General features: G+C 73.4%; 16 protein-coding genes. 7 read left to right on the plus strand and 9 right to left on the minus strand.

From position 1 onward, the window contains the following. Nucleotides 1-541: 541 nt before the first annotated feature. Both ACFV3R_RS11455 and ACFV3R_RS11460 read left to right on the plus strand, forming a co-directional pair. Nucleotides 542-2,725 carry an alpha-N-acetylglucosaminidase gene (locus ACFV3R_RS11455; protein ID WP_385579307.1) on the plus strand — a complete coding sequence of 728 codons (2,184 nt, stop codon included), beginning with the start codon at nucleotides 542-544 and terminating at the stop codon, nucleotides 2,723-2,725. Nucleotides 2,726-3,197: 472 nt separating this feature from the next. Further along, entirely contained in the window at nucleotides 3,198-3,449 is a 252-nt protein-coding gene (locus ACFV3R_RS11460; RefSeq protein WP_385579310.1) for a hypothetical protein, read from the plus strand. Nucleotides 3,450-3,565: 116 nt separating this feature from the next. On the opposite strand, the gene ACFV3R_RS11465 is transcribed toward ACFV3R_RS11460, so the two are convergent. The 4 genes from ACFV3R_RS11465 to ACFV3R_RS11480 form a co-directional block, all read right to left on the minus strand. Further along, a complete protein-coding gene (locus ACFV3R_RS11465) occupies nucleotides 3,566-4,156 on the minus strand; it encodes a transglycosylase SLT domain-containing protein (protein ID WP_385579313.1) in 591 nt (196 codons plus the stop codon). A gap of 567 nt (nucleotides 4,157-4,723) precedes the next feature. Next, nucleotides 4,724-6,112 carry an MFS transporter gene (locus ACFV3R_RS11470; protein ID WP_385579316.1) on the minus strand — a complete coding sequence of 463 codons (1,389 nt, stop codon included), beginning with the start codon at nucleotides 6,110-6,112 and terminating at the stop codon, nucleotides 4,724-4,726. A gap of 833 nt (nucleotides 6,113-6,945) precedes the next feature. Next, complete coding sequence (locus tag ACFV3R_RS11475) at nucleotides 6,946-7,665, minus strand: hypothetical protein (protein ID WP_385579319.1); 720 nt, start codon at nucleotides 7,663-7,665, stop codon at nucleotides 6,946-6,948. Between the two features lie 145 nt (nucleotides 7,666-7,810). Then, nucleotides 7,811-8,503 (minus strand): FadR/GntR family transcriptional regulator, encoded by a 693-nt coding sequence (locus ACFV3R_RS11480; protein WP_385579322.1) that lies wholly within the window; start codon nucleotides 8,501-8,503, stop codon nucleotides 7,811-7,813. Nucleotides 8,504-8,699: 196 nt separating this feature from the next. Here ACFV3R_RS11480 and ACFV3R_RS11485 point away from each other — a divergent pair, with 196 nt between their 5' ends. Both ACFV3R_RS11485 and ACFV3R_RS11490 read left to right on the plus strand, forming a co-directional pair. Beyond that, entirely contained in the window at nucleotides 8,700-9,659 is a 960-nt protein-coding gene (locus tag ACFV3R_RS11485) for a dihydrodipicolinate synthase family protein (protein ID WP_385579324.1), read from the plus strand. A gap of 475 nt (nucleotides 9,660-10,134) precedes the next feature. After that, on the plus strand, nucleotides 10,135-11,622 hold the full coding sequence (locus tag ACFV3R_RS11490; RefSeq protein ID WP_385579327.1) for a sialate:H+ symport family MFS transporter: 1,488 nt from the start codon (nucleotides 10,135-10,137) through the stop codon (nucleotides 11,620-11,622). 134 nt (nucleotides 11,623-11,756) lie between these two features. On the opposite strand, the gene ACFV3R_RS11495 is transcribed toward ACFV3R_RS11490, so the two are convergent. From ACFV3R_RS11495 to ACFV3R_RS11510, 4 genes are all read right to left on the minus strand, one after another. Further along, entirely contained in the window at nucleotides 11,757-12,080 is a 324-nt protein-coding gene (locus ACFV3R_RS11495; RefSeq protein ID WP_385579332.1) for a putative quinol monooxygenase, read from the minus strand. Between the two features lie 409 nt (nucleotides 12,081-12,489). Continuing rightward, a complete protein-coding gene (locus ACFV3R_RS11500; protein ID WP_385579334.1) occupies nucleotides 12,490-13,215 on the minus strand; it encodes an N-acetylmannosamine-6-phosphate 2-epimerase in 726 nt (241 codons plus the stop codon). Between the two features lie 90 nt (nucleotides 13,216-13,305). Continuing rightward, the gene (locus tag ACFV3R_RS11505; protein ID WP_385579337.1) at nucleotides 13,306-14,271 is read right to left on the minus strand and encodes an ROK family protein; all 966 of its coding nucleotides are present in this window, start codon (nucleotides 14,269-14,271) and stop codon (nucleotides 13,306-13,308) included. After that, nucleotides 14,268-14,978 (minus strand): GntR family transcriptional regulator, encoded by a 711-nt coding sequence (locus ACFV3R_RS11510; RefSeq protein ID WP_385579340.1) that lies wholly within the window; start codon nucleotides 14,976-14,978, stop codon nucleotides 14,268-14,270. Before ACFV3R_RS11510 ends, ACFV3R_RS11505 begins: the two co-directional genes overlap by 4 nt. A 300-nt stretch (nucleotides 14,979-15,278) precedes the next feature. Between ACFV3R_RS11510 and ACFV3R_RS11515 the strand changes: the two genes are divergently transcribed. Continuing rightward, nucleotides 15,279-16,679 (plus strand): sugar porter family MFS transporter, encoded by a 1,401-nt coding sequence (locus tag ACFV3R_RS11515; RefSeq protein ID WP_385579343.1) that lies wholly within the window; start codon nucleotides 15,279-15,281, stop codon nucleotides 16,677-16,679. A gap of 206 nt (nucleotides 16,680-16,885) precedes the next feature. Here the strand turns inward: ACFV3R_RS11515 and ACFV3R_RS11520 are convergent, their stop codons facing one another. Then, nucleotides 16,886-17,338 (minus strand): hypothetical protein, encoded by a 453-nt coding sequence (locus tag ACFV3R_RS11520; RefSeq protein WP_385579346.1) that lies wholly within the window; start codon nucleotides 17,336-17,338, stop codon nucleotides 16,886-16,888. Nucleotides 17,339-17,841: 503 nt separating this feature from the next. Here ACFV3R_RS11520 and ACFV3R_RS11525 point away from each other — a divergent pair. After that, nucleotides 17,842-19,071, plus strand: coding sequence for a sensor histidine kinase (locus tag ACFV3R_RS11525; protein WP_385579349.1), 1,230 nt, complete (start codon nucleotides 17,842-17,844; stop codon nucleotides 19,069-19,071). Beyond that, nucleotides 19,001-19,708, plus strand: coding sequence for a response regulator (locus ACFV3R_RS11530; RefSeq protein ID WP_385579352.1), 708 nt, complete (start codon nucleotides 19,001-19,003; stop codon nucleotides 19,706-19,708). Before ACFV3R_RS11525 ends, ACFV3R_RS11530 begins: the two co-directional genes overlap by 71 nt. Nucleotides 19,709-19,748 lie beyond the last annotated feature (40 nt).

Below are 19,748 nucleotides of genomic sequence, written 5' to 3' on the forward strand. Positions count from 1 at the left end.
CACGGTCCTGCTCGCACTCGCTGCGGCCGGGCTCGCGCGACAGCGAAGTCCAGCAGACGCCGAAGCGGCGAACCCGCTGCCGGGTCCCGGTGCCTGACGGACGTGGCCGGTGCCTCAGCGGTGGTCCCGCAGGAGCGCTGCGGCCGGCACACCGCGCGAAGAGCGTCTACGGGCAAGGGAAGCCCTTGCGGGTGCCGTTGGGCGGAGGCGCCCGGGTGCAGGCCGGTGGGGTGAGGCCAGTCGCCGGCGACGTCGCCGCCGCGCTCAGTCACGCGTTCCTGATCCGGCCGGCGATCCGGACTTCGGCCCTTCGGAGAAGCTCGCGATGCTGCCGACCTGATCAGGAACGGTCACCAGCTCCTGCCCGCCCACCTCGGGCTCAGCGCTGGCGGTCCCCGGGCGCCGTGAGGGTGCCGGCGGGGGCCGGCTCCCGCGACGGCGCTCTCAGATAAGTCCAACAGCCGGCGAGGGAGAGTCCTGGCGCCCCCGCGAGTGCGGGCGTTGGATACCGGGGACTCCCCCGCCGACCGGAGGCCATGTGATGCCGCACTCCCGCCGTTCCGTCCTCGGAGCCCTCGCCGGCGCCGCCGTCCTGGCCGGCACTGGTGCCGGAAACGCCCTCGCCGCCCCGGCGGACGCGGTCGGCCGGGCGTTGCGGCGCCTGCTTCCGCGCCACGCCGGGCAGGTCTCCTTCCGCCCGTTGCCGCTGTCGTCCTCCGGCCGCGACCGCTTCCGCGTCACGGGCCGCAGGGGGGCGATCCTCGTGGAGGGGACCACGCCCGGCACGCGGTTGACCGGCTTCCACACCTACCTGCGTGAGGTCGCCGGCGCGCACTTCTCCTGGAACGGGCAGCAGACGGAACTGCCCGGCCTGCTGCCGGCCGTGCCCTCGGAGATCGCGCGCGAGGCGGTCGTAGGCCACCGCTTCGCCCTGAACGACACCAACGACGGGTACACCGGCGCCTACCACGACTGGGCCTACTGGGAGCGCGAGCTGGACGTGCTCGCGCTGCACGGCTACAACGCGGTGCTGCTGACCATCGGGACCGACGCCGTCTACCACCGTGTGCTGCGCGAGTTCGGCTACACCGAGGAGGAGGCGCGGGCCTGGGTCCCGGGACCCGCCCACCAGCCGTGGTGGCTGCTGCAGAACATGTCGGGCTACGGCGGTCCGGTGTCCGCCGGCACGCTCGCAGAACGCGCCGCGCTGGGCCGGCGCATCGCCGACCGGCTTCGCGAGCTCGGCATGACCCCCGTACTGCCCGGCTTTTTCGGGACGGTTCCGGTCGGGTTCGGCGACCGGAACTCCGGCGCGCCGACCGTGCCCCAGGGCACCTGGTGCGGGTTCAGCCGCCCCGACTGGCTGGACCCGCGGTCGAGTGCGTTCCGCGCCGTCGCCGCCTCCTTCTACGCCCACCAGGAGGCTCTGCTCGGCAGCTCGTCCATGTACAAGATGGACCTGCTCCACGAAGGCGGCGATCCCGGTGACGTGCCGGTCGGCGCCGCTGCTGAGGCCGTCCAGACCGCGCTGCACACGGCCCGCCCCGGGGCGGTGTGGGCCGTCCTCGGCTGGCAGAGCAACCCCCGCGCGGAGATCCTGGCGGCCGTGGACCGCTCGCGCATGCTGATCCTCGACGGGCTGAGCGACCGGTTCCCCACCGTCACCGACCGGGAGTCCGACTGGCAGGGCACCCCGTACGCCTTCGGCTCGATCTGGAACTTCGGCGGCCACACCACGATGGGCGCCAACACCCCTGACTGGCACGACCTGTTCACCAAGTGGCGCACCAAGGCGGGCAGCGCTCTCGACGGGATCGCGCTGATGCCGGAGGGTGCCGACAACAACCCTGCGGCGTTCGCCCTCTTCAGCGACCTGGCGTGGGCGAGAACCGCACCCGACCTCAAGGTCTGGTTCCGGGACTGGAGCCTCTCCCGGTACGGCCGGCGTGACGCGCACGCCGAGGCGGCCTGGGAGGTACTACGGACGACGGCCTACGGCACGACGCGCGCCGACGGCTGGAGCGAGGCGCAGGACAGCCTGTTCTCCGCTCGCCCCGCGCTGGACGTTGCCTCCGCCGCGGCCTGGTCGCCCCAGGAGGCCCGGTACGACGTGCGGGCATTCGAAGCCGCCTTGCCCCACCTACTGGCCGTCGCACCGGCGTTGCGCTCCGGCCCGGCCTACCGCTACGACCTGATGGACGTCGCCCGCCAGACGGTGGCGAACCGTTCCCGGACCCTGCTGCCGCTCATCCGGGCGGCCTTCGAGGCGCGGGACGGCGACACCCTGGCGCGGCTGTCCTCGCAGTGGCTGGACTGGATGGACCTGCTGGAGAAGATCGTGGCGACGGACCGGGGTCACCTGCTGGGCCGGTGGGTGGCCGACGCGCGTGCCTGGGGTGGCACGGCGTCCGAGCGCGACCGGTACGCCGGGGACGCGGTGTCGCTGATCACCACCTGGGCGGGCCGCGTCCCGGCGGACGACGGACAGTTGGCGGACTACGCCAACCGCGAGTGGTCCGGGCTGGTCGGCGGCCTCTACCGTCTGCGGTGGCACCTCTTCCTGGCAGAGTTGCGGAACGCGCTGCGCGAGGACAGGGCGCCCGCGGCGATCGACTGGTTCGCCGTCGAGTCGGACTGGCTCGCCGACCGGCCGGCACTGTCCACGTCCCCCGCCGGTGACCTGGAGGCGCTGGCGCGGAAGGTGGTCGCACGGCTGCGGCGGTGACGCGGGGACCAGCGACGGGCGGTACCGCCGGGCCTGGCTGCCGTATCCGTGACGGCAGCCCTGGTCGCACTCGGCATCCACGCAGCCACCGACTGACGCCGGCGCGTGGTAGGTCTGGGCGGCGCGGAAGTGCGCGGATGGCGGTGGGAGGTGCCTGGGATGTTGGTGACGCTGAGCGGAGGAGCCGGTGCGGGGAAGACGACTCTGGCCGCGGTGATGGCCAGTAGTGCCCCTGCGGGGCCGGTATGCGTGCTGCACGGTGACGACTACTACTTCCAGGTGCGCGGGCGGGGCGTGTGGGTCCGCGATGAGACAGGGGTCCCACGGCTGGATGTGGGTGATCCCCGCTCGCTGGACATGGAGCGGTTGGGGCGCGATACCGGGGCTGCTCTGGCCTGCTGTGCCGTCGTCATCGTCGAGGGGGCTCTTCGTCCGCGATGTCGCTCCGTGCAGTGCGGGAGCCCGATTCGACGTGTTCGTGGACCTGGCCGCGGACCTGCGCCTGGTACGCAAGATCGAGCGGAAGTGCCTCCGCGAGGGGTCCCCCCTGGAGGTGCTGCTGAGCAACTACCGCAACCACCGCCGCGCCGCCCACGACAAACACGTCGAACCCCTGCGCCACAGGTGCGACCTGGTCGTCGACGGGAACCTCGCAGCCGAGGTTCCCGCCCGGCAGGTATGGACAGCAGTCGCAGCACACGGGCACGCACCGGGAAACCGGTAGGCCGGGCAGGTGTCTCCCTGCCCGGCCTCACCGGTGCGCCTGAGCCCCGCCGCTCCCGGCTACCGGGGCAGCTGTCCCCGGAGCTCAGACGGGCTGTGTCAGTCCGCTCGGCCTGATCAGTAGGCGGAGTTGACGTTGTCCATCGAGCCGTACCGGTCGGCCGCGTAGTTCGTGGCCGCGACGATGTTGGCGACGGGGTCGGTCAGCGAGTCCTTGGTGCCCTTGACGTGGTAGGTGTCGAAGGTGGGCTGGATCACCTGGAGCAGACCCTTGGACGGCACGCCCTTCTGAGCGTTGACGTCCCAGTTGTTCTGCGCGGTCGGGTTACCGCCGGACTCACGGATGATGTTCTTGTGAATGCCGTGGTAGCTGCCGGGGATGTGCTCGTAGTGCATCACGTCCAGCGCCGTGCGGATCCAGCCGTCCAGGTTGTCGCCGTGCTTCTTCTTGCCCTGCTCCACCAGCTTGGCGACCTTCGCCGCCTCCTTGGCCTGCGCGCCCTTCGCGTCGCCCTTGGCCGTCTTGGCCTTGTCGGCCTGGTGGGCCACAGCGGCGGCGGACACGCTCACGGGGGCGTGCGTGGGGGCCGGGGCAGCATGCGCCGGAGTCGGCGCCAGAGTCGCGGCGGCAGCGGCGGCAGCGGCGGTGGCGATACCGGCGACGGTGTACTTGCGGAAACGGGTGGCCGTGAGGGTGGTGGCAGTCATGGCGTACCTCTCCATACGGGGGACATCGTGGGGAGGCCGACAGGCTGTCGGCGGCAGCACCCAGGCCCGGAGGCTCCGGTGCGTGCCCGACGCGGCGGGCGCGTCATGGGGCCGGTGTCAGGCTCAGGCGAGAAGGACTCCCGCCCGGTCCGGCGCTGGCTCCCCGGTACGTCCACCACCTTGGGAACCGGCTCCCGACCGGCGCGAACATGTGACCTACGGCCCGGCGTAGCAGGCAGCGTCCGGCCGGACCGTGTCAGGGGCACATGATGCTGATCCGGCCTACTAACAGGCTTCCGGGGTGACGGGGGTCCCGTGCCCGCCCTCACACCGCAACACCGCAACAGGCAGACCGGGCAGCCGTGATGTGACTGGGGGGTCAGCGACTGACCACAGCCCAGCCGGAGCGCAGCGCGGCAGGGCCGGTGGGTTGCCCGCGACTGCGGCCGAGCAGGTCGCGTGCCAGTGCCAAAGCGCCCGCACGGGACGACAAGGGAGAGAGAACTCCGTGGCGGAGCGCCCCATCACCCGACCTGCCACGGCCGTTTCCTCACGGTGGCGGCTCTCTCACACCTGGCGCGGGGCTTCTGCGTCGGCGACGCCGTCCTCGGGCGGGTGCGGATCGTCCTCCGCGTCCACCGGCCCGTCGGCCATCGGAACGCAGCTCCCCTCCGACGGTGCCGCGCCTGCCGCCTGCCGCTCCCCGGCACCGGTGCGGGACCCGCCGGCGGCCGCTATCCGGCCTGCCGTGCGGGACCGCAGTCTGTCACGCAGGGCGACCAGCACCACCAGGGCGGCCAGTGTGCCGCCCAGCGGGACCAGGAACCCGCTGTGCGCCTCGTAACGGTCCACCAGCCGCCCGGTGATCGTTGCCGCGGCTGCCTGTCCCAGGCCCACCGCCCCCGTCAGCCAGGTGAACGCCTCGGTGCGGGCCGACGCCGGCACCAGCCGCTCCACCAGCGCGTACCCGGTGACGAGGCCGGGTGCCAGCCCCAGGCCGATCAGCACGCTCACGCTTGCGAGCAGCGCGGGTGAACCCAGCGCCCACAGCGGCGTCAGCGTCACCACCAGCACGGTGTACGCCATCAGCATGCGCCGCACGTCGCCGCCCCGGCGCGGCAGCGCACCGCAGGCTGCGCCGGCGAGCATGTTGCCGGTGGCGAACACCCCGTAGAGCAGCCCGTTGAGGCCCGGCTGCCCGATCTCGTCGGTGAACGCGGTCAGCGAGACCTGCATACCGCCGAAGACCGCCCCGATGCCCAGGAATGCCACGGCCAGCACGCGCACCCCGGGGACGGCCAGCGCCGACGCCGCCGAGCGCTGCCCACCGGACGTGGTGCGCACCGGCGGCTGGCTGTCGTGGCGGGAGGCGAACAGCAGACCACCGAGGACGGTCAGCACCAGCTCCGCCGTCAGGCCGGCGGCGGGGTGGAGGCCGGTGCACAGCGCCGTGACGACCACGGGGCCGACCACGAAGGTGAACTCGTCGGTGACCGACTCGAAAGCCGCTGCGGTGGCCGCCAGTTCACCGCCCGAGAGACGGGTCGCCCAGCGCGCCCGCACCATCGGCCCCACCTGGGGCGTGGTGGCACCGGCGCACACCGCCACCACCACCAGCAGCCACAACGGCAGGTGCGCCAGGGCCAGTACGACCAGGGCGGACACCGCCGCGGCGTGCAGCAGCACGCAGGGTACGAGGACCGCGCGCTGCCCGAACCGGTCCGCGAGCCGGCCGCAGCGCGGGGCGGCGAGCGCCATGGCGACGCCGGTGACCGCCGAGACCGTGCCGGCGTCGCCGTAGGAGCCGGTGGTGTGCTGGACCAGGAGCAGGATGCCGATGGTCAGCATGGCGAACGGCTGCCTGGCCAGGAACCCCGGAAGCAGGAACGTCCAGGCACCGGGGGTTCGGAGCAGGCGGACGTAGCCGGGGCGGCTGCGAGTGGTGGCGGATGCCACGACCTGGGCCTTTCTGCTGCCTGGTGACACGGCGGCCGTGACGGCCGGTGGGCGTGCCGAGAGCTGTCCTCTCGCGCGGAACCGAGTGATACCGCGTGGTCCGCACCGGGAAGGTGGCGCTGCGCGTGGCAGGGGACCGCGGCCGCCGAGCGGTCGCGCCAGCTCTGCGTCAGGCAGAGGTGGATCGTTGTGGTTCGTCTTCGGTGCACGAACCGTCCTGCGGGGCGTACGGCACAGCGCACCCGCACCGACCGGGGACCTGTCACCCCCGGGAGCCTGCCCGGACGAACGGCACCACCGGTAACTGTACAACCCCGCCCCGGTACCGCTCGCGCCGCATCCCCGACCTGATCAGCGGCCTGGACCACCGCACGACACCGGCTCCCACCACACTGCCGAGGTGATCGCGAGGGCGGCGACCACTGCGCGGCCCGGCCCGGTATCCGGTCTGCTGTCCACCGTCGTACAGCGCACGGGTCCCCGCTTGTTGCCAGGTACCGAGCCTTGACGGTCCGGGCCGGGGGTACGCCTGCTTCCGGCAGGTGTTGCTCGACCACACGGAAAGCGAACCCCGGGGGGCGGGTTCCTCGGCGTGCGCGCCGAGGACTGCGCTGCCCCTGGTCGACGGTGCACCTCGCGCCGTCGTCCAGTCCGGGGCCGGAGCGTGCGGCCGACCTGTTGGCTGTCGGCCGGGTGGAAGAGGCCGGGCCCGCCCGGTCGCGGCACCGCGCGAGCGGGCGGGCCCCAGGAGGCCGCCGACGCCCACCGGGCGAGCGCCCGGTGGGCTGGGGGTGAGGGTCTCTGACGTGCCCCGGCCTCTCAGCCGTCCCCCCTCATGGTGCGGCCGCGTCCCGGGTCTCCTGCCTGCACCGCTCCTGCAGCTCTTCCAGGTAGTGGGCGGGATCGGCGTGGTGCTGGTCCTGAGCGCCGTGTCGGTGGAGCTCCAGACGGCCGTCGGAGTGCAGGCGGACGGTGGTGGTGGCGCGCCGCCGCGTTCCGGACACCGGTGAGGGTGCGTCGCGCGGTTCCGGCACCGTCAGGACGGGGACGGCGTCGGAGAACATGGCCAGCGCCTCGGCCGTGGTGGCGGCAGGCTGGTGTCCGGTGCGGTTGGCGCTGGAGACGTACAGCAGCGGGTGTCGGTCCAGCAGGGGCCGCAGGGACTCCCAGCGGGCGCCGAACAGCAGCATCCAGCCGTCCTTGACGGCCGGGGGCGCCCAGTCCGGTGTGCCGGTGCCGTCGTGGACGGGTACCAGGACGGTGAGACGTTCCTGCGTCAGCAGCCGGCGGGCTGTCGCGCGCTCCTCGGGGCCCAGGGCCCAGATCTGTTCGACGGCACTGAGGGTGTCGGGGTGGTGCGCCCACAGGGCGACGGATTGACCGGCGGGGCGGCCCTTCGCCTCGTTGACGGTGGAGGCCCGGCGGGCGGTGACGACGTGGGTGAGTGGTGCCGGGTTGGGCACCACCACGGCCGCCCCCTCCGCCAGAGCCTGTTCGGCCTGCGCCAGATCCGCCGCGGCACGCTCCGCGCGTCCGTGCAGTGTGCCCGTCATCGGTCCCTCTCGCCTCGTCCCGCTCCGGGCGAGACCTGCCCGAGGACGGACCCCGGCAGTACGGCCGGACTCTGCGCGCAGCCGGCACAGCCGCTGCGCGATGCCGGGGCACCGGACCGGCATGCCGGCATCCCCACCAATCCGTTCACCCCTTGGGCCGCAGCCGTTCCCGTAGCCCGTCGAAGTGCCGGTGCATGGCCTCGACCGCACGGTCGCCGTCGCCCGCCTCCAGGGCCGCCACGATCTCGCGGTGCTGCTGCCAGGTCTGAAGCGGGTCCGCGTGGGGGCTGCCGTCGAAGTCGTCCCGCACCCGGCGCAGCGCGTCCCAGAAGGCATCCAGCACCTCGCTGAGCAGGTGGTTGCCGAGCGAACGGTAGAGCGCGAGGTGGAAGGAGCGGTCGGTGAGCACCTCGACCCTGCCCGCGGCCGCCTCCTCGGCCATCCGGTCCACCAGGCCGTGCAGCACCGCCAGGTCCTCGGCGGGCAGGCCGCTGGCCACCGCGCCGATCAGTCCGGCCTCCAGCGCCTCCCGCACCTCCATCAGCTCGTAGAGGCTGGCCTCGCCCTGGTGGTGGCGGACCGCCGCCCGGAAGGCGACCCCCTCGACGAACGGGTCCAGGGAGAGGGAGCCCACGTAGGTGCCGAAACCGTGCCGGATCTCGACGATCCGCATCGCCTGGAGTGCCTTGAGCGCCTCGCGGACCGAGTTGCGGCTGACGTCGAGGAGTTGGACGAGTTCCGCCTCGGTGGGCAGCGCGTCGCCGGGGACCAGTCGCCGGGCCAGGATGAGCTGCTTGATCTGACCCTGGACGTCCTCCGACATCGTGCCGCGTGGCATGTGATCTCCCTCTCCGTGTGCCGACCGCCGAGCCAGGAACCCTTGACCGATGGGATTCTCCCGTGCCTATTGTGACCCACACATAGGACATCCCATGTCCTATGTCCGGTCCTCGGGTTCCGTTCGTCGACCGGTGAGCCCAAGGCCGAGGCCGGACGCCTCCCCGCTGCCCTTCCGCACCACCTGGAGCCACCCCATGGCACTGCCCACTCCTCTCCGCGGCGTCGTACCGCCGGTGTGCACCCCCCTCGACCAGCAAGGCGAGGTGGACACCGCCTCCCTGGCCCGGCTGGTGGACCATCTGATCGAGGGCGGCGTCCACGCCCTGTTCGCCCTGGGGTCGACCAGCGAGGTCGCCTACCTCACCGACCGGCAGCGCGACACGGCGCTGGAGACCGTCCGCAAGGCCTCCGACGGGCGGGTGCCGGTACTGGCAGGGGTGATCGACACGACCACGGGGCGGGTCGTGGACCACGCCCGGCGCGCCCGTGACCTGGGCGCCGATGCGATCGTCGCCACCGCGCCGTTCTACACCCGCACCCATCCCCGGGAGATCGCCGCGCACTTCCGCGGCATCCGGGCGGCCGTGGACCTGCCGCTGTTCGCCTACGACATCCCCGTCTCGGTGACGACCAAGCTGCCGGCCGGGCTGGTGCGCGAGCTGGCCGTGGACGGGACGCTGGCAGGGCTGAAGGACAGCAGCGGCGACGAGGGCGGGCTGCGTCGGCTGCTGGTGGAGCTCGGCGGCCGCGACGCGAGGGGCGACGGCCCGGCGCCCGGCTTCAGCGTGCTGACCGGCTCCGAACTCACCGTGGACGCTGCGCTGCTGGCGGGGGTGGACGGCGTGGTCCCCGGTATCGGCAACGTCGATCCGGCCGGGTACGTCCGGCTGTACGAGGCCGCGCTCGCCGGGGACTGGGCCCGGGCAGTCTCCGAACAGGAGCGGCTGACGGCGCTGTTCTCGATGGTGGACGTCGGTCCCGAGGCCGACATGGGTCGCTCCTCCTCGGCGCTCGGCTCGTTCAAGGCGGCGCTGCACCTGCTCGGCCTCATCGACCACCCCGCCACCGCGTTGCCGCAGCAGCCGCTGAGCGAGGCCTCCGTGGCCGAGGTCGGCCGCCGGTTGACCGCCGCCGGGCTCACACCGGTGCGGTGACGGCCGGGGCCGGGCGCGGTGCCGTGGACCGGCTCCGGGCTCGCCCGGCAGCATCCGGTGGGCCGCCCGCTCCCCTGCTTCGACGGATGCGGACCGCGGGAACGGGCGCGCCCCGGCGGCCCAGGCGACAGCCGCGACCGGTCCCGTCCGCCTCGGCAACCGTCACCAACCTCTCCGAACAACACACCTAGGACCGTCGCCACGGGCCTGGCCGCGTCTGCCGGCAGCCGCCGCCACCGGTCACGTCACCGCACCCGTCCCCCGGCTCGTCCGTCCCGCCCGGCCCCCAGCCGGACCGGCCGCCAGGCCGCCGGAGGCGGGTACGCACCGCAGGGCCCCCGGCAGCAGCCACCCGGCACGCCCCGAGGGCCCGCCTCACGGCGGCGGTACCGTCGCCACCCCGGCCCACCCGCCCCTCCGTGAAACGCACTGACCACCGCGCTCGACGGCGAGCGTCCGGAACCCTGGAGTCACCGTGCAACCGACCACCGCCCCGCGTCCGCCCTGGTACAGAGAAGTCGGGGCGACCCAGTGGAAGTCGTTCCTGGCCGCCTGGATCGGCTACGTCCTCGACGGCTTCGATTTCGTGCTCATCACCCTGGTGCTCACCGAGATCAGCGACGACTTCGGGCTGACGACCGTGCAGGCGGCGAGCCTGGTCTCCGCCGCGTTCATCAGCCGGTGGCTGGGCGGAGCAGCTCTCGGCGCGCTCGGGGACCGCTTCGGCCGCAAGACGGCGATGATCGTCAGCATCCTGCTGTACTCGCTGGGCACCTTCGCCTGCGGGTTCTCCTGGAACTACCTCAGCCTGTTCACGGCCCGGCTGGCGATCGGCATGGGCATGGCCGGGGAGTACAGCGCGAGCGCCACCTATGTGCTGGAGAGCTGGCCGACCCGGGTCCGCAACCGGGCCTCCGGCTTCCTCATCTCCGGCTACTCCCTGGGCACCGTGGCCGCGGCGGAGGTCTACAAGTGGGTGGTGCCCGCCTTCGGCTGGCGCTGGATGTTCTACATCGGGCTGCTCCCCGTCCTCATCGCGCTGTGGGTGCGCCGTTCGCTGCCCGAGGCGCAGGAGTGGAAGGCGACGGTCAGCGCGCGGGGCGAGAAGCCACCGAACCCCTTCGCCCCGTTGTTCGCCACCCCGAGCAGGGCACTGGTCAACGTGGTGCTGACGGTGGTCGCGGCCGGGTCGCTGTTCTGTGTTTTCACCCCGGTGGGCGCGGGGCTGGTGCCGGTGCTGTCGGTGCTGGCGGGGCTGGCGCTCGCCGCGTTCGCCGTCCAGTTGGGCGGGCGCCGCGGCTGGCTGCTCTACCTGTCGCTCATCGTCACCGTCTTCGTGGCGTTCCTCTACACCTGGCCCATCCAGGCACTGCTGCCGACGTACCTCAAGAGCGTCCTGCACTACAGCCCGGGCCAGGTCACCGACGTGATGTACTTCGCCGGATTCGGCACCATGGCGGGGTGCTGGCTGGCCGGGTTCGTCGGTGACTGGCTGGGCACCACCAAGGCGTACGCCCTGACCCTGGTGGCCTCGCTGGTGCTGGTCTTCCCGGTGTTCGCGGTCAAGGACGACCTGCTGCTGCTCGGCGCGCTGCTCTTCGTCCTGCAGGCCCTCAGCTTCGGCATCTCGGGGCTGCTGCCGCGCTACATCGGCGGCCACTTCCCGACGGCGACGCGGGGCGCCGGGCTCGGCTTCACCTACAACGTCGGGGCGCTCGGCGGGGCGGTGGCGCCGGTGCTGGGCGCGCGGCTGGCCGAGGGGATGGAACTGGGCAGGTCGCTGGCGGTGCTGACCTTCGCGTTGACGATCCTGGTCGTTCTGCTGGTCGGCTTCGACGTTCCGGGGCGTCTCAACCGGCTGCTCAACCCCGGCGCGGTCCGCGACCATCTCGGCGCCCAGGCGGCGGCGGGTGCCCCGGCCGAACCGGGCGCGCACCGTCCGGCCGGTCGCGCGGCCGGGTGACGCGACGGCGGCGGCGGGGCACCAGTGCGCCGCGGTGGTCGTGCGGAGACCGTCCGACGGGCGGTCCCGCACGACCACCGCGGCGTCTTTGCGTTCCGCGGCGATGCCGTCTCAGCCGGCGGCGGCCGGCCCGGTCAGTCGATGGTGATCTCCCCCATGGCGCTCCACCCCTCGGCCCCCGGGATGGTGGTACTGACGATGTCGGGGGTCCGGCGGAGCAGCGGGCGCATGGTCTCCAGCGCCGCCCGGAAGTGGTCGGAGGTGACGTGCGCCTCGGCCGCGTCGTCCTGGAACGCCTCGACCAGGACGTAGGTGTCGGGCTCTTCGAGGCTGCGCGACCACTCGAACCACAGGTTGCCCGGCTCCCGGCGGGTCGCGGTGGTGAACGCCTCGACGTGGCGCGGCCAGTCCTCGGCGTGCTCCGGCTTCACGGGAAATTTGACGACGATGAAGATCATTGCTTCATCCTACGAGCCCTGGCCCGGACGGACGCTGAGCTCCCGGCGGGGGCCGGCGGGCGTGCCGGTCCGGACACGGACGCTGAGCGCCCGACCGAGGCCGGTGAGCGTGCCGGTCCGGACACGGACGCTGAGCTCCCGGCCGGGGCCGGCGGGCGTGCCGGTCCGGACGGGGTCATGGCGCAGCCCGCCGACCCGCGACCGCCGATCCGGGACGGTCGCGGGACCGTCGGGGCGGCCCGCGGAGCCGGGAGCGGCCCGGCCCCAGCCGATGGGGCCGCGCGGGGTCACGGACCGGCGTCGCGGCCCCGGTCTCGCGAACGGCGGGGCCGCGAGCCCCGGTCCGCACCGGCAGGCGCCGCCGCCCCGCGGTCCGCCTCTGCCGCGGCGGGCCGGCAGCGATGAGCCGTCAGCCGTCCGTGGGCAGCGCCGCAGCGAACCGGGACGCGATGGCGGCGGGCGCGGTGATCGCACCGCCGACGACCACGGCCCAGGCACCGGCGGCGATCGCGGCTCCGGCCTGCTCGGGGGTGTGCAGGCGGCCCTCGGCGACCACCGGGACGTCGATCAGACCGGCGAGTTCGGCGACGAGTTCCAGGTCGGGGCCGAGTTGCTGCCGACTGTGGGACGTGTAGCCGGAGAGCGTGGTGGAGACCAGGTCGGCCCCGAGCGCCGCGGCCGCGACGCCCTCGGCGGCGGTGGAGACGTCGGCCATCAGCAGGCGCCCCATGGTGTGCACGGCCTCGACGGTCTCCCGCAGCGGGCGGCCGTCGGGCCGGGGCCGGTCGGTGGCGTCGACGGCCACGATCTCCGCGCCCGCCTCGGCCACGGCGCGCGCGTGGGCGGCGGTCGGGGTGATGTAGACGCCCTCGGCCCCGTCCTTCCAGAGTCCGACGAGGGGCAGGTCGACAACCTCGCGGACGGCACGGATGTCGGCCGTGCCCTGCACGCGGATACCCGCGACGGGCGCGCCGGCGGCCACCGAAGCGGCCATCGCGGCCATGTGCTCGGGCGCGCGCAGCGGATCTCCCGGGGGCGCCTGGCAGGAGACGACGAGGCGGCCGCGCAGCGCGTCGAGCAGTTCCCGCACGCGTTCGGGGGGCAGAGTGGTCCGGCTGGGCGCGGGGTCGGTCATGGGATGCTCGGCCTTTCTGGTGGGTTCACACCGGTCGTGCGTCAAACCGGCGGGGGCTCCGGGGGCGGGGTCGGGCGGGCAGGGCGGGGGTCACTCCGCGCCGGACGCGCGGTCCTCCAGGAGGAGGGCGGCGGCGCCGACGACGGCGGCGCGGGGGCCGAGCGCCGCCATGACGGGGCGCAGTGCGGCCGGTCCCGGCAGCAGTTCCGCGGCGAACGCGGCGGTGAGCGGCTCCCAGAACAGGGCGCCGACCGAGGCGACGCCGCCACCGACCACCACCCGCTGCGGGTCGAAGGTGTTGACGAGGCCCGCCAGGGCCCGGCCCAGCGCGCCGGCGCCCGTGGCCAGGGCGGTGCGGGCCGCCCCGGCGAGCGTGCCGTCCGCGGCCTGGGCCAGGGTGACGACCTCGCGCAGGTCCCTGAGGTCCGGACGGCCGGTCAGTTCGCGGCCGAGCGCGGTCATGGCGGGTCCCGCGGCGACGGCTTCCAGGTGTCCGGCGCGGCCGCAGTTGCAGGGGCGGCCGGCGGCCTCGGGGACGGCGATGTGACCGAACTCGCCCGCGGTGGAGTGCGCGCCGCGCAGCAGCCGGCCGCCGGCGACCAGGCCGCCGCCGATGCCGGTGCCCACGCTGACGTACAGCGCCGAGTCGCAGCCCGAGCCGGCGCCGAAGGTCTGCTCGGCGAGGGCGAAGACGTTGGCGTCGTTGTCGGCGGCGACGGGCAGCCCGAGCCGGTCCGAGAGCTCCTGGGCCAGCCGGGTGCCGGCCCAGCCGGGCAGCAGGTCGTTGGCCGAGCGCACCACCCCGTCCCGGCGGTCGACGACGCCGCCGGTACCGATGCCCAGGCCCGCGGCGGCCTCGTGGCCGGGCAGTTCCCGGACCGCGGCCGCCACGGCGTCGAGCACGGCGAGGGGTCCCTGCGCGGCGGGGGTGGGCCGTACCAGGGAGGTCAGCAGGGTGCCGTCCGGCGAGACGAGTCCGGCGGCGATCTTGGTGCCGCCGACGTCGACGCCGAGGAGCGGACGCGGTGCGGCGGGTGGGCGGGGGGCTGTGGTCATGGTTGCGTCCTGCGTACCGTGAAGCGGATGTCGTAGCGGTCGGCGCGGTAGGTGGTGGTGGTCGCCTCGACCGGCGTCTCGCGGTGGTCCAGGCCGACGCGCTCGACGCGCAGTCCCGAGCCGCCGGGTGCCACGCCGAGCAGCGCCGCCTCGGTGTCGTCGAGGTCGGCGGCGCGCACGATCTGTCTGGCCGAGCGGATGAGGAGCTGGTGCCGCTCGGCCAGCAGGTCGTAGAGCGAGCCGGTGAGGTCGGCGTCGAGCAGGCCGGGGACTCGGTGGGCGGGGAGGTGCACGTTCTCCAGGCACATCGGGGAGCCGTCGGCCAGCCGCAGCCGGCAGACCCGGACCACCTCGGCGTCGGGGGTGGTCTCCAGCAGTTCGGCCATGCGGCGGCCGGCCCGTACCGTCTCGGCGGCCAGCACCCGGGTGACGGGCTCCAGCCCGCGGGCGTGCATGTCCTCGGTGAACGAGGTGAGGGTCAGGGATTTGGACACCACGGCCGGGGAGACGAAGGTGCCGGCGCCCTGCACGCGGTAGACGCTGCCGGCCGCTACCAGGGCGTCCATGGCCTGCCGGACGGTGTTGCGGGACACCCCGTGGCGGGCGGCGATCTCCCGCTCGGTGGGCAACGGGGTGTGCGGGGGCGCGCCCGCGGTCTCGGCCAGCAACGCCAGCCGCAGCTCCTCGTGTTTGGCCGTCCTGGCCACTCACACCACTCCTTCGTCCCGCCCGAAGACACCGGGCTCCCACCGCGAGGCGCGAGTCGGCTCGACGGCGTCCGATGAGGCACCCAGATAGGTACCAACCAATACGTCGATTATTACGTCGACTCTTGTGTAAATCCAAGAGCAATGCCAAATTGGACCCATCCAATGCGGGATGCTGAGGCAGGCGATGCACTCTTCGCCGGCTGCCGGGCCGTCCGCCGGGCGTCCCGGCGCACGGCCGGGTGGCGGCCACCCGCCGTACGTGAAGGGACGTTGCCCATGGCGTCACAAGGAACGACCGTGACACCGGGGGGCGGCGGGCTGCGACCGGTGATCGGCGTCGCGATGGTCGCCGCGCTCGGTGGTCTGCTGTTCGGCTACGACACCGGCGTGATATCCGGTGCGCTGCTCGCCATCGAGAAGGACTTCCACCTCACCTCGCTGGCGTCCGGTGTGGTGGTGAGCTCGATCCTGGTGGGGGCCATGATCGGGGCGGCCGGGGCGGGGACGCTCGCGGACCGGTACGGGCGGCGGCCGGTGCTGGTCGGCGCCGCCGGAGTCTTCACGGTGGGCGCCCTGCTGGCGGCGCTGGCCCCGACGGCGGTCCTCCTCACGACGGCGCGGGTGGTACTGGGCCTGGGGATCGGCGTGGCCTCCAACGTGGTGCCGGTCTTCCTCGCCGAGGTCGCCCCGCCGCGCTACCGGGGACGGCTGGTGAGCCTGAACCAGCTCATGATCACCCTGGGGATCGTGCTCGCCTACGCGGCCAACTACGGTCTGGAGAACGTCGCCCACAGCTGGCGCTGGATGTTCGGCCTCGCCGCGCTGCCCGCCGTGCTCTTCGGCACGGGGATGCTGGCGCTGCCGGAGTCCCCGCGCTGGCTGGCCCTGAACGGGCACTCCGACCGCGCCCGCGCCGTCTTCTCGCGGCTGCGGGGCGCCGACGGCCCGGAGGCGGTGGAGCGGGCACTGGCCGAGGCGGCCGCCGGGGTGAGGGAGACGCAGGCCCGGGACTCCCGCCGCGGCAGGCTGCGGGCGCTGACGGACCGGTCGGTGCGGCCGGCGCTGGTCGCGGGGATCGGCATCCAGATCCTCGGCCAGGCGTCCGGCGTCAACACAGTCATCTACTACGCCCCGAAGATCTTCGAGAGCAGCGGGCTCGGATCGTCCTCGTCCGTGCTGGCGACGGTCGGCGTGGGCCTGGTGAACCTGCTGATGACTCCGGTCGGCATGGCGGCGGTGGACCGGTTCGGCCGCAAGCGGCTGCTGGCCGCCGGTGCCCTGGTGATGACCGTCGCCCTGGCGGGCCTCGCGACGACGCTGGCCGCCGGCGGCTCCTCGGTGGCCTGGCTCGCGGTGCTGTTCGTGGTTCTCTACATCGCTGCCGTCGCCACCACGCTGAACGTGGTCGTCTTCGTCATCCCCTCCGAGCTGTACCCGCTGCGGGTCCGCGGCACGGCGATGAGCGCCACGATGTTCTCGAACTGGACGATGAACTTCCTGGTCTCGCTGACCTTCCTGAGCCTGCTCGACGCGCTGGGCGGGGCGGGCACCTTCACCGTCTACGCGGTGGTCTGCGCGGCGCTGACGGTGTTCGCGCTGCGGAAGGTCCCCGAGACCAAGGGGCGGAGCCTGGAGCAGATCGAGCAGGATCTCACCCGGCAGGCGGGCGTCACCGCCGGGGAGCCCGCGGGGCGGTGACGGCGATTCCGGCGCTGCCCGGCCCCGGCCGCCGGAGGCGCACCGGCGTGTGCCCGGCTGTGCTCAGCGGGCCGGCGGCGGCTCCCGCAGGACCTCGTGCCGGTCCGCCTCAACGGGATCGGCCGCCGGGCCGAGCCGTCCTCGCCCTCGACGGCTGCACCGGTCGAAGGCGGCGGTGGCCCGCGCGGGTACCGGCCACAGCTGCCTCAGGCGGTCGCGGGTGCGGCGGCTGAGGAACGCAGTGTGCGCAGGATCAGCCACTGGTCGCCCCAGGCCATGACCGTGCCCAGTACGGCCATCAGGACGCCGACGAGGGTCCCGCCGGTGGCCGTGCCCAGCGCGAAGCCCAGGGCACCGAGTGCGCCGCGCACCGCGAAGCGGACGCCGACCAGGCCCAGTACGAGGAGGCGGGTGCGCCTGTTGCGCCACAACGCCTTCATCAGGCGCATGCGGGTGCGCAGCACGGTCAGCGTCAGAACCAGGTTGGCGCCCACCACGACCGGGATCGCCCAGTAGAGGACCGGGTGGACACGGGCCAGGTCGAAGACGCCTGCGAGGCAGCCCATGATCGGGAAGTACCAGAGGGGCAGGCCCCTGAAGTCCGCCGCCCGCGCCGCCTGCTGCGCCTGCTCCACCGTCATCGTCTTCGTCGCGCCCATGTCCTGCCGCTCCTGCGTCCGCTCGGTCCTCCGACGTCACCGAGCGTCCCGCAGCGGCACTCCCCCACGGTAGAACGAGCCGTCCCGACCCGGCCGGTACAAATGTCACCGCGTGGTGCGGTCGCGGTGTTCGCACCTCGGCGGAGGGCAGAGCGCCACCTGTTCGGTGTCATTCCGCGGCGGGCGGTGAGGAGCGCACGGTCCCGGTCGTCAGCCACCCTCGGCACCGGGCGGGCGGTGTCGGTGAAGCATCGGTTTTCAGCTGACGGCGACGCGCCAGGCCGCGGCCGGCGCCCCTGTGCCGAGCACGGAGTCGCCGCAGCCTTCTGGGGGCTGTCCAGTGATTCCTGGTGGATCAGCGAGCGGCCTCCAGTGCGGTGCATCGCACGGCGGAGAGTCGCCCGCATACTGGTTGTATTCGGTCGATTCGACAACGCGGCGAGGCGTCGTGCTGGGCGTCGCGAGGCCGCCGGGGATGACGGGACAACCCTTAGCATCGCCCGGTGGACACGACTCGGTTACGCGACCCGTTCATCGACGCCGCCGTCGCGATCGGCTTCGCGGTGGTGACCGGTATCGCCGGTGCCTGTTACCAGCCGCCCGGGTGGCGCGCGTTCGACGGGCTCGGGTACGCCCTGGCCGCCCTGACTGCGCTGCCTTTGGCGGCCCGGCGGCGTGCGCCTTCCCTGACGGTGCTGGTGTCCGCCGGCGTCTACACCGTCTACCTCGGCTGCGGTTACCAGCCGACCGTGGACTGGTGGGCCCCGGTCGCCGGACTGCTCAGCCTGGCCGAGTGCCGTCCGGTCCGGGTCGCCTGGGCGGTGGCCGTTCCGGTGGCGACGGTCATCGCGCTGAGCGGGATCGCTGGTCGCCTGCCCCTGGCGCTGACGGCCGCCCAGGCGCTCCTGGTCCCGGTGGTGGCGGTCTGGTTCGGCCGTACCCGTTTCCTCCTGGCCCGCGTCAACGCCCGCCTGCGTCAGGTCACCGCGGACCTGGCGGCCGAACAGGAGGCACGCGCGCGCGACGCCGTCACGCTCGAACGCATTGCCATAGCGAGGGAACTCCATGATGTGGTGACCCACCACATGTCGGTGGTCACCATCCAGGCCGGGCTCGCGGAAGCGGTGCTCACCTCGGACGTTGCGGCGGCGCGCGGCGCCCTGCGGACCATGGCGGAGGCCGGGCGCGGTGCACTGGACGAGCTGCGGAGCCTGCTCACCGTGCTGCGCGTCCGGTCCGACGAAGACGGCGAGGAGACCACCCGTCAGGCGGCTCCCCGCCTCGACCGACTGCCGGACCTGGTCGACGGCGCCGCGTCGGCCGGCCTCGGCATACGGTTCGTGGTCACGGGGGCACCCGTACCGTTACCGCCCGTGGTGGAGGCATGCGTCTACCGGGTCGCTCAGGAAGCACTCACCAACGTCATCAAGCACGCGCCGGGCGCGGGGGTGCTGCTCACCTTCGGCTACACGCCCGACGAGGTCGTCCTTGAGGTCCGCGACGACGGAGGTGCCGAGCCCCCAGCAGGCCGACCGGATCCCGCCCCCGGAGCAGGCCTTGGCTTGATCGGCATGCGCGAGCGGGTCAGGATCTGCGGAGGACGGCTGTCCGCGGCGCCGTGCGACGGGGGCGGTTTCGAAGTCAGGGTGGTCCTCCCGGCACATGCGCGTCGGCGCGCGTGCCCGGAGGGGCCGGGGGGCGATTGCAGTGACACGTGTGCTCGTTGTGGATGACCAGGACCTCACCAGGGCCGGTCTGGCCGCCCTGCTCCGGACGGCTCCGGACATCACCGAGGTGGGCGAGGTGTCCGACGGTGAGGCGGCCGTTGAGGCAACCGTCCGTGAGCGGTGGGACGTCGTCCTCATGGACATCCGGATGCCGGGCATGAGCGGTGTCGCCGCCACCGAGGAGATCCTCCAAAAGGTACCCGACCCGCCCCGTGTGGTGGTGCTGACGACCTTCGACATAGACGAGTACGTGTACTCGGCACTGCGCGCCGGCGCTGCCGGTTTCCTGCTCAAGGACACGTCGCCGGGGCGGCTCATCGAGGCGGTCGGCGTGGTGGCCCGTGGGGAGATGCTCTTGGCTCCGGCGGTGACCAGACGCCTGGTGGAGACCTATACCCGGCGGCCGTCGGCGGCGGTCGATCCGGCGGCGCTGTCGGAGCTGACCGCACGGGAGAAGGAAGTGCTCCGGCTGGTCGGCCTGGGCATCGACAACAGCGCCGTCGCCCGCCGACTCCACGTCACCGAGGGCACGGTCAAGACACATCTGCACCGGCTCATGGGCAAGCTCTCGCTCAGCAGCCGGGCGCAGGCCGTCGTCATGGCATACGAAAGCGGGCTTGTCGTCCCCGGACAGGCGGGGTGACCGCGCGGGGCCCGCCTCCTTGCGGAGCACCGCGCGGTCG

Origin of the sequence: Streptomyces sp. NPDC059740, assembly GCF_042733155.1 — a bacterium.
GTDB lineage: Bacteria > Actinomycetota > Actinomycetes > Streptomycetales > Streptomycetaceae > Streptomyces.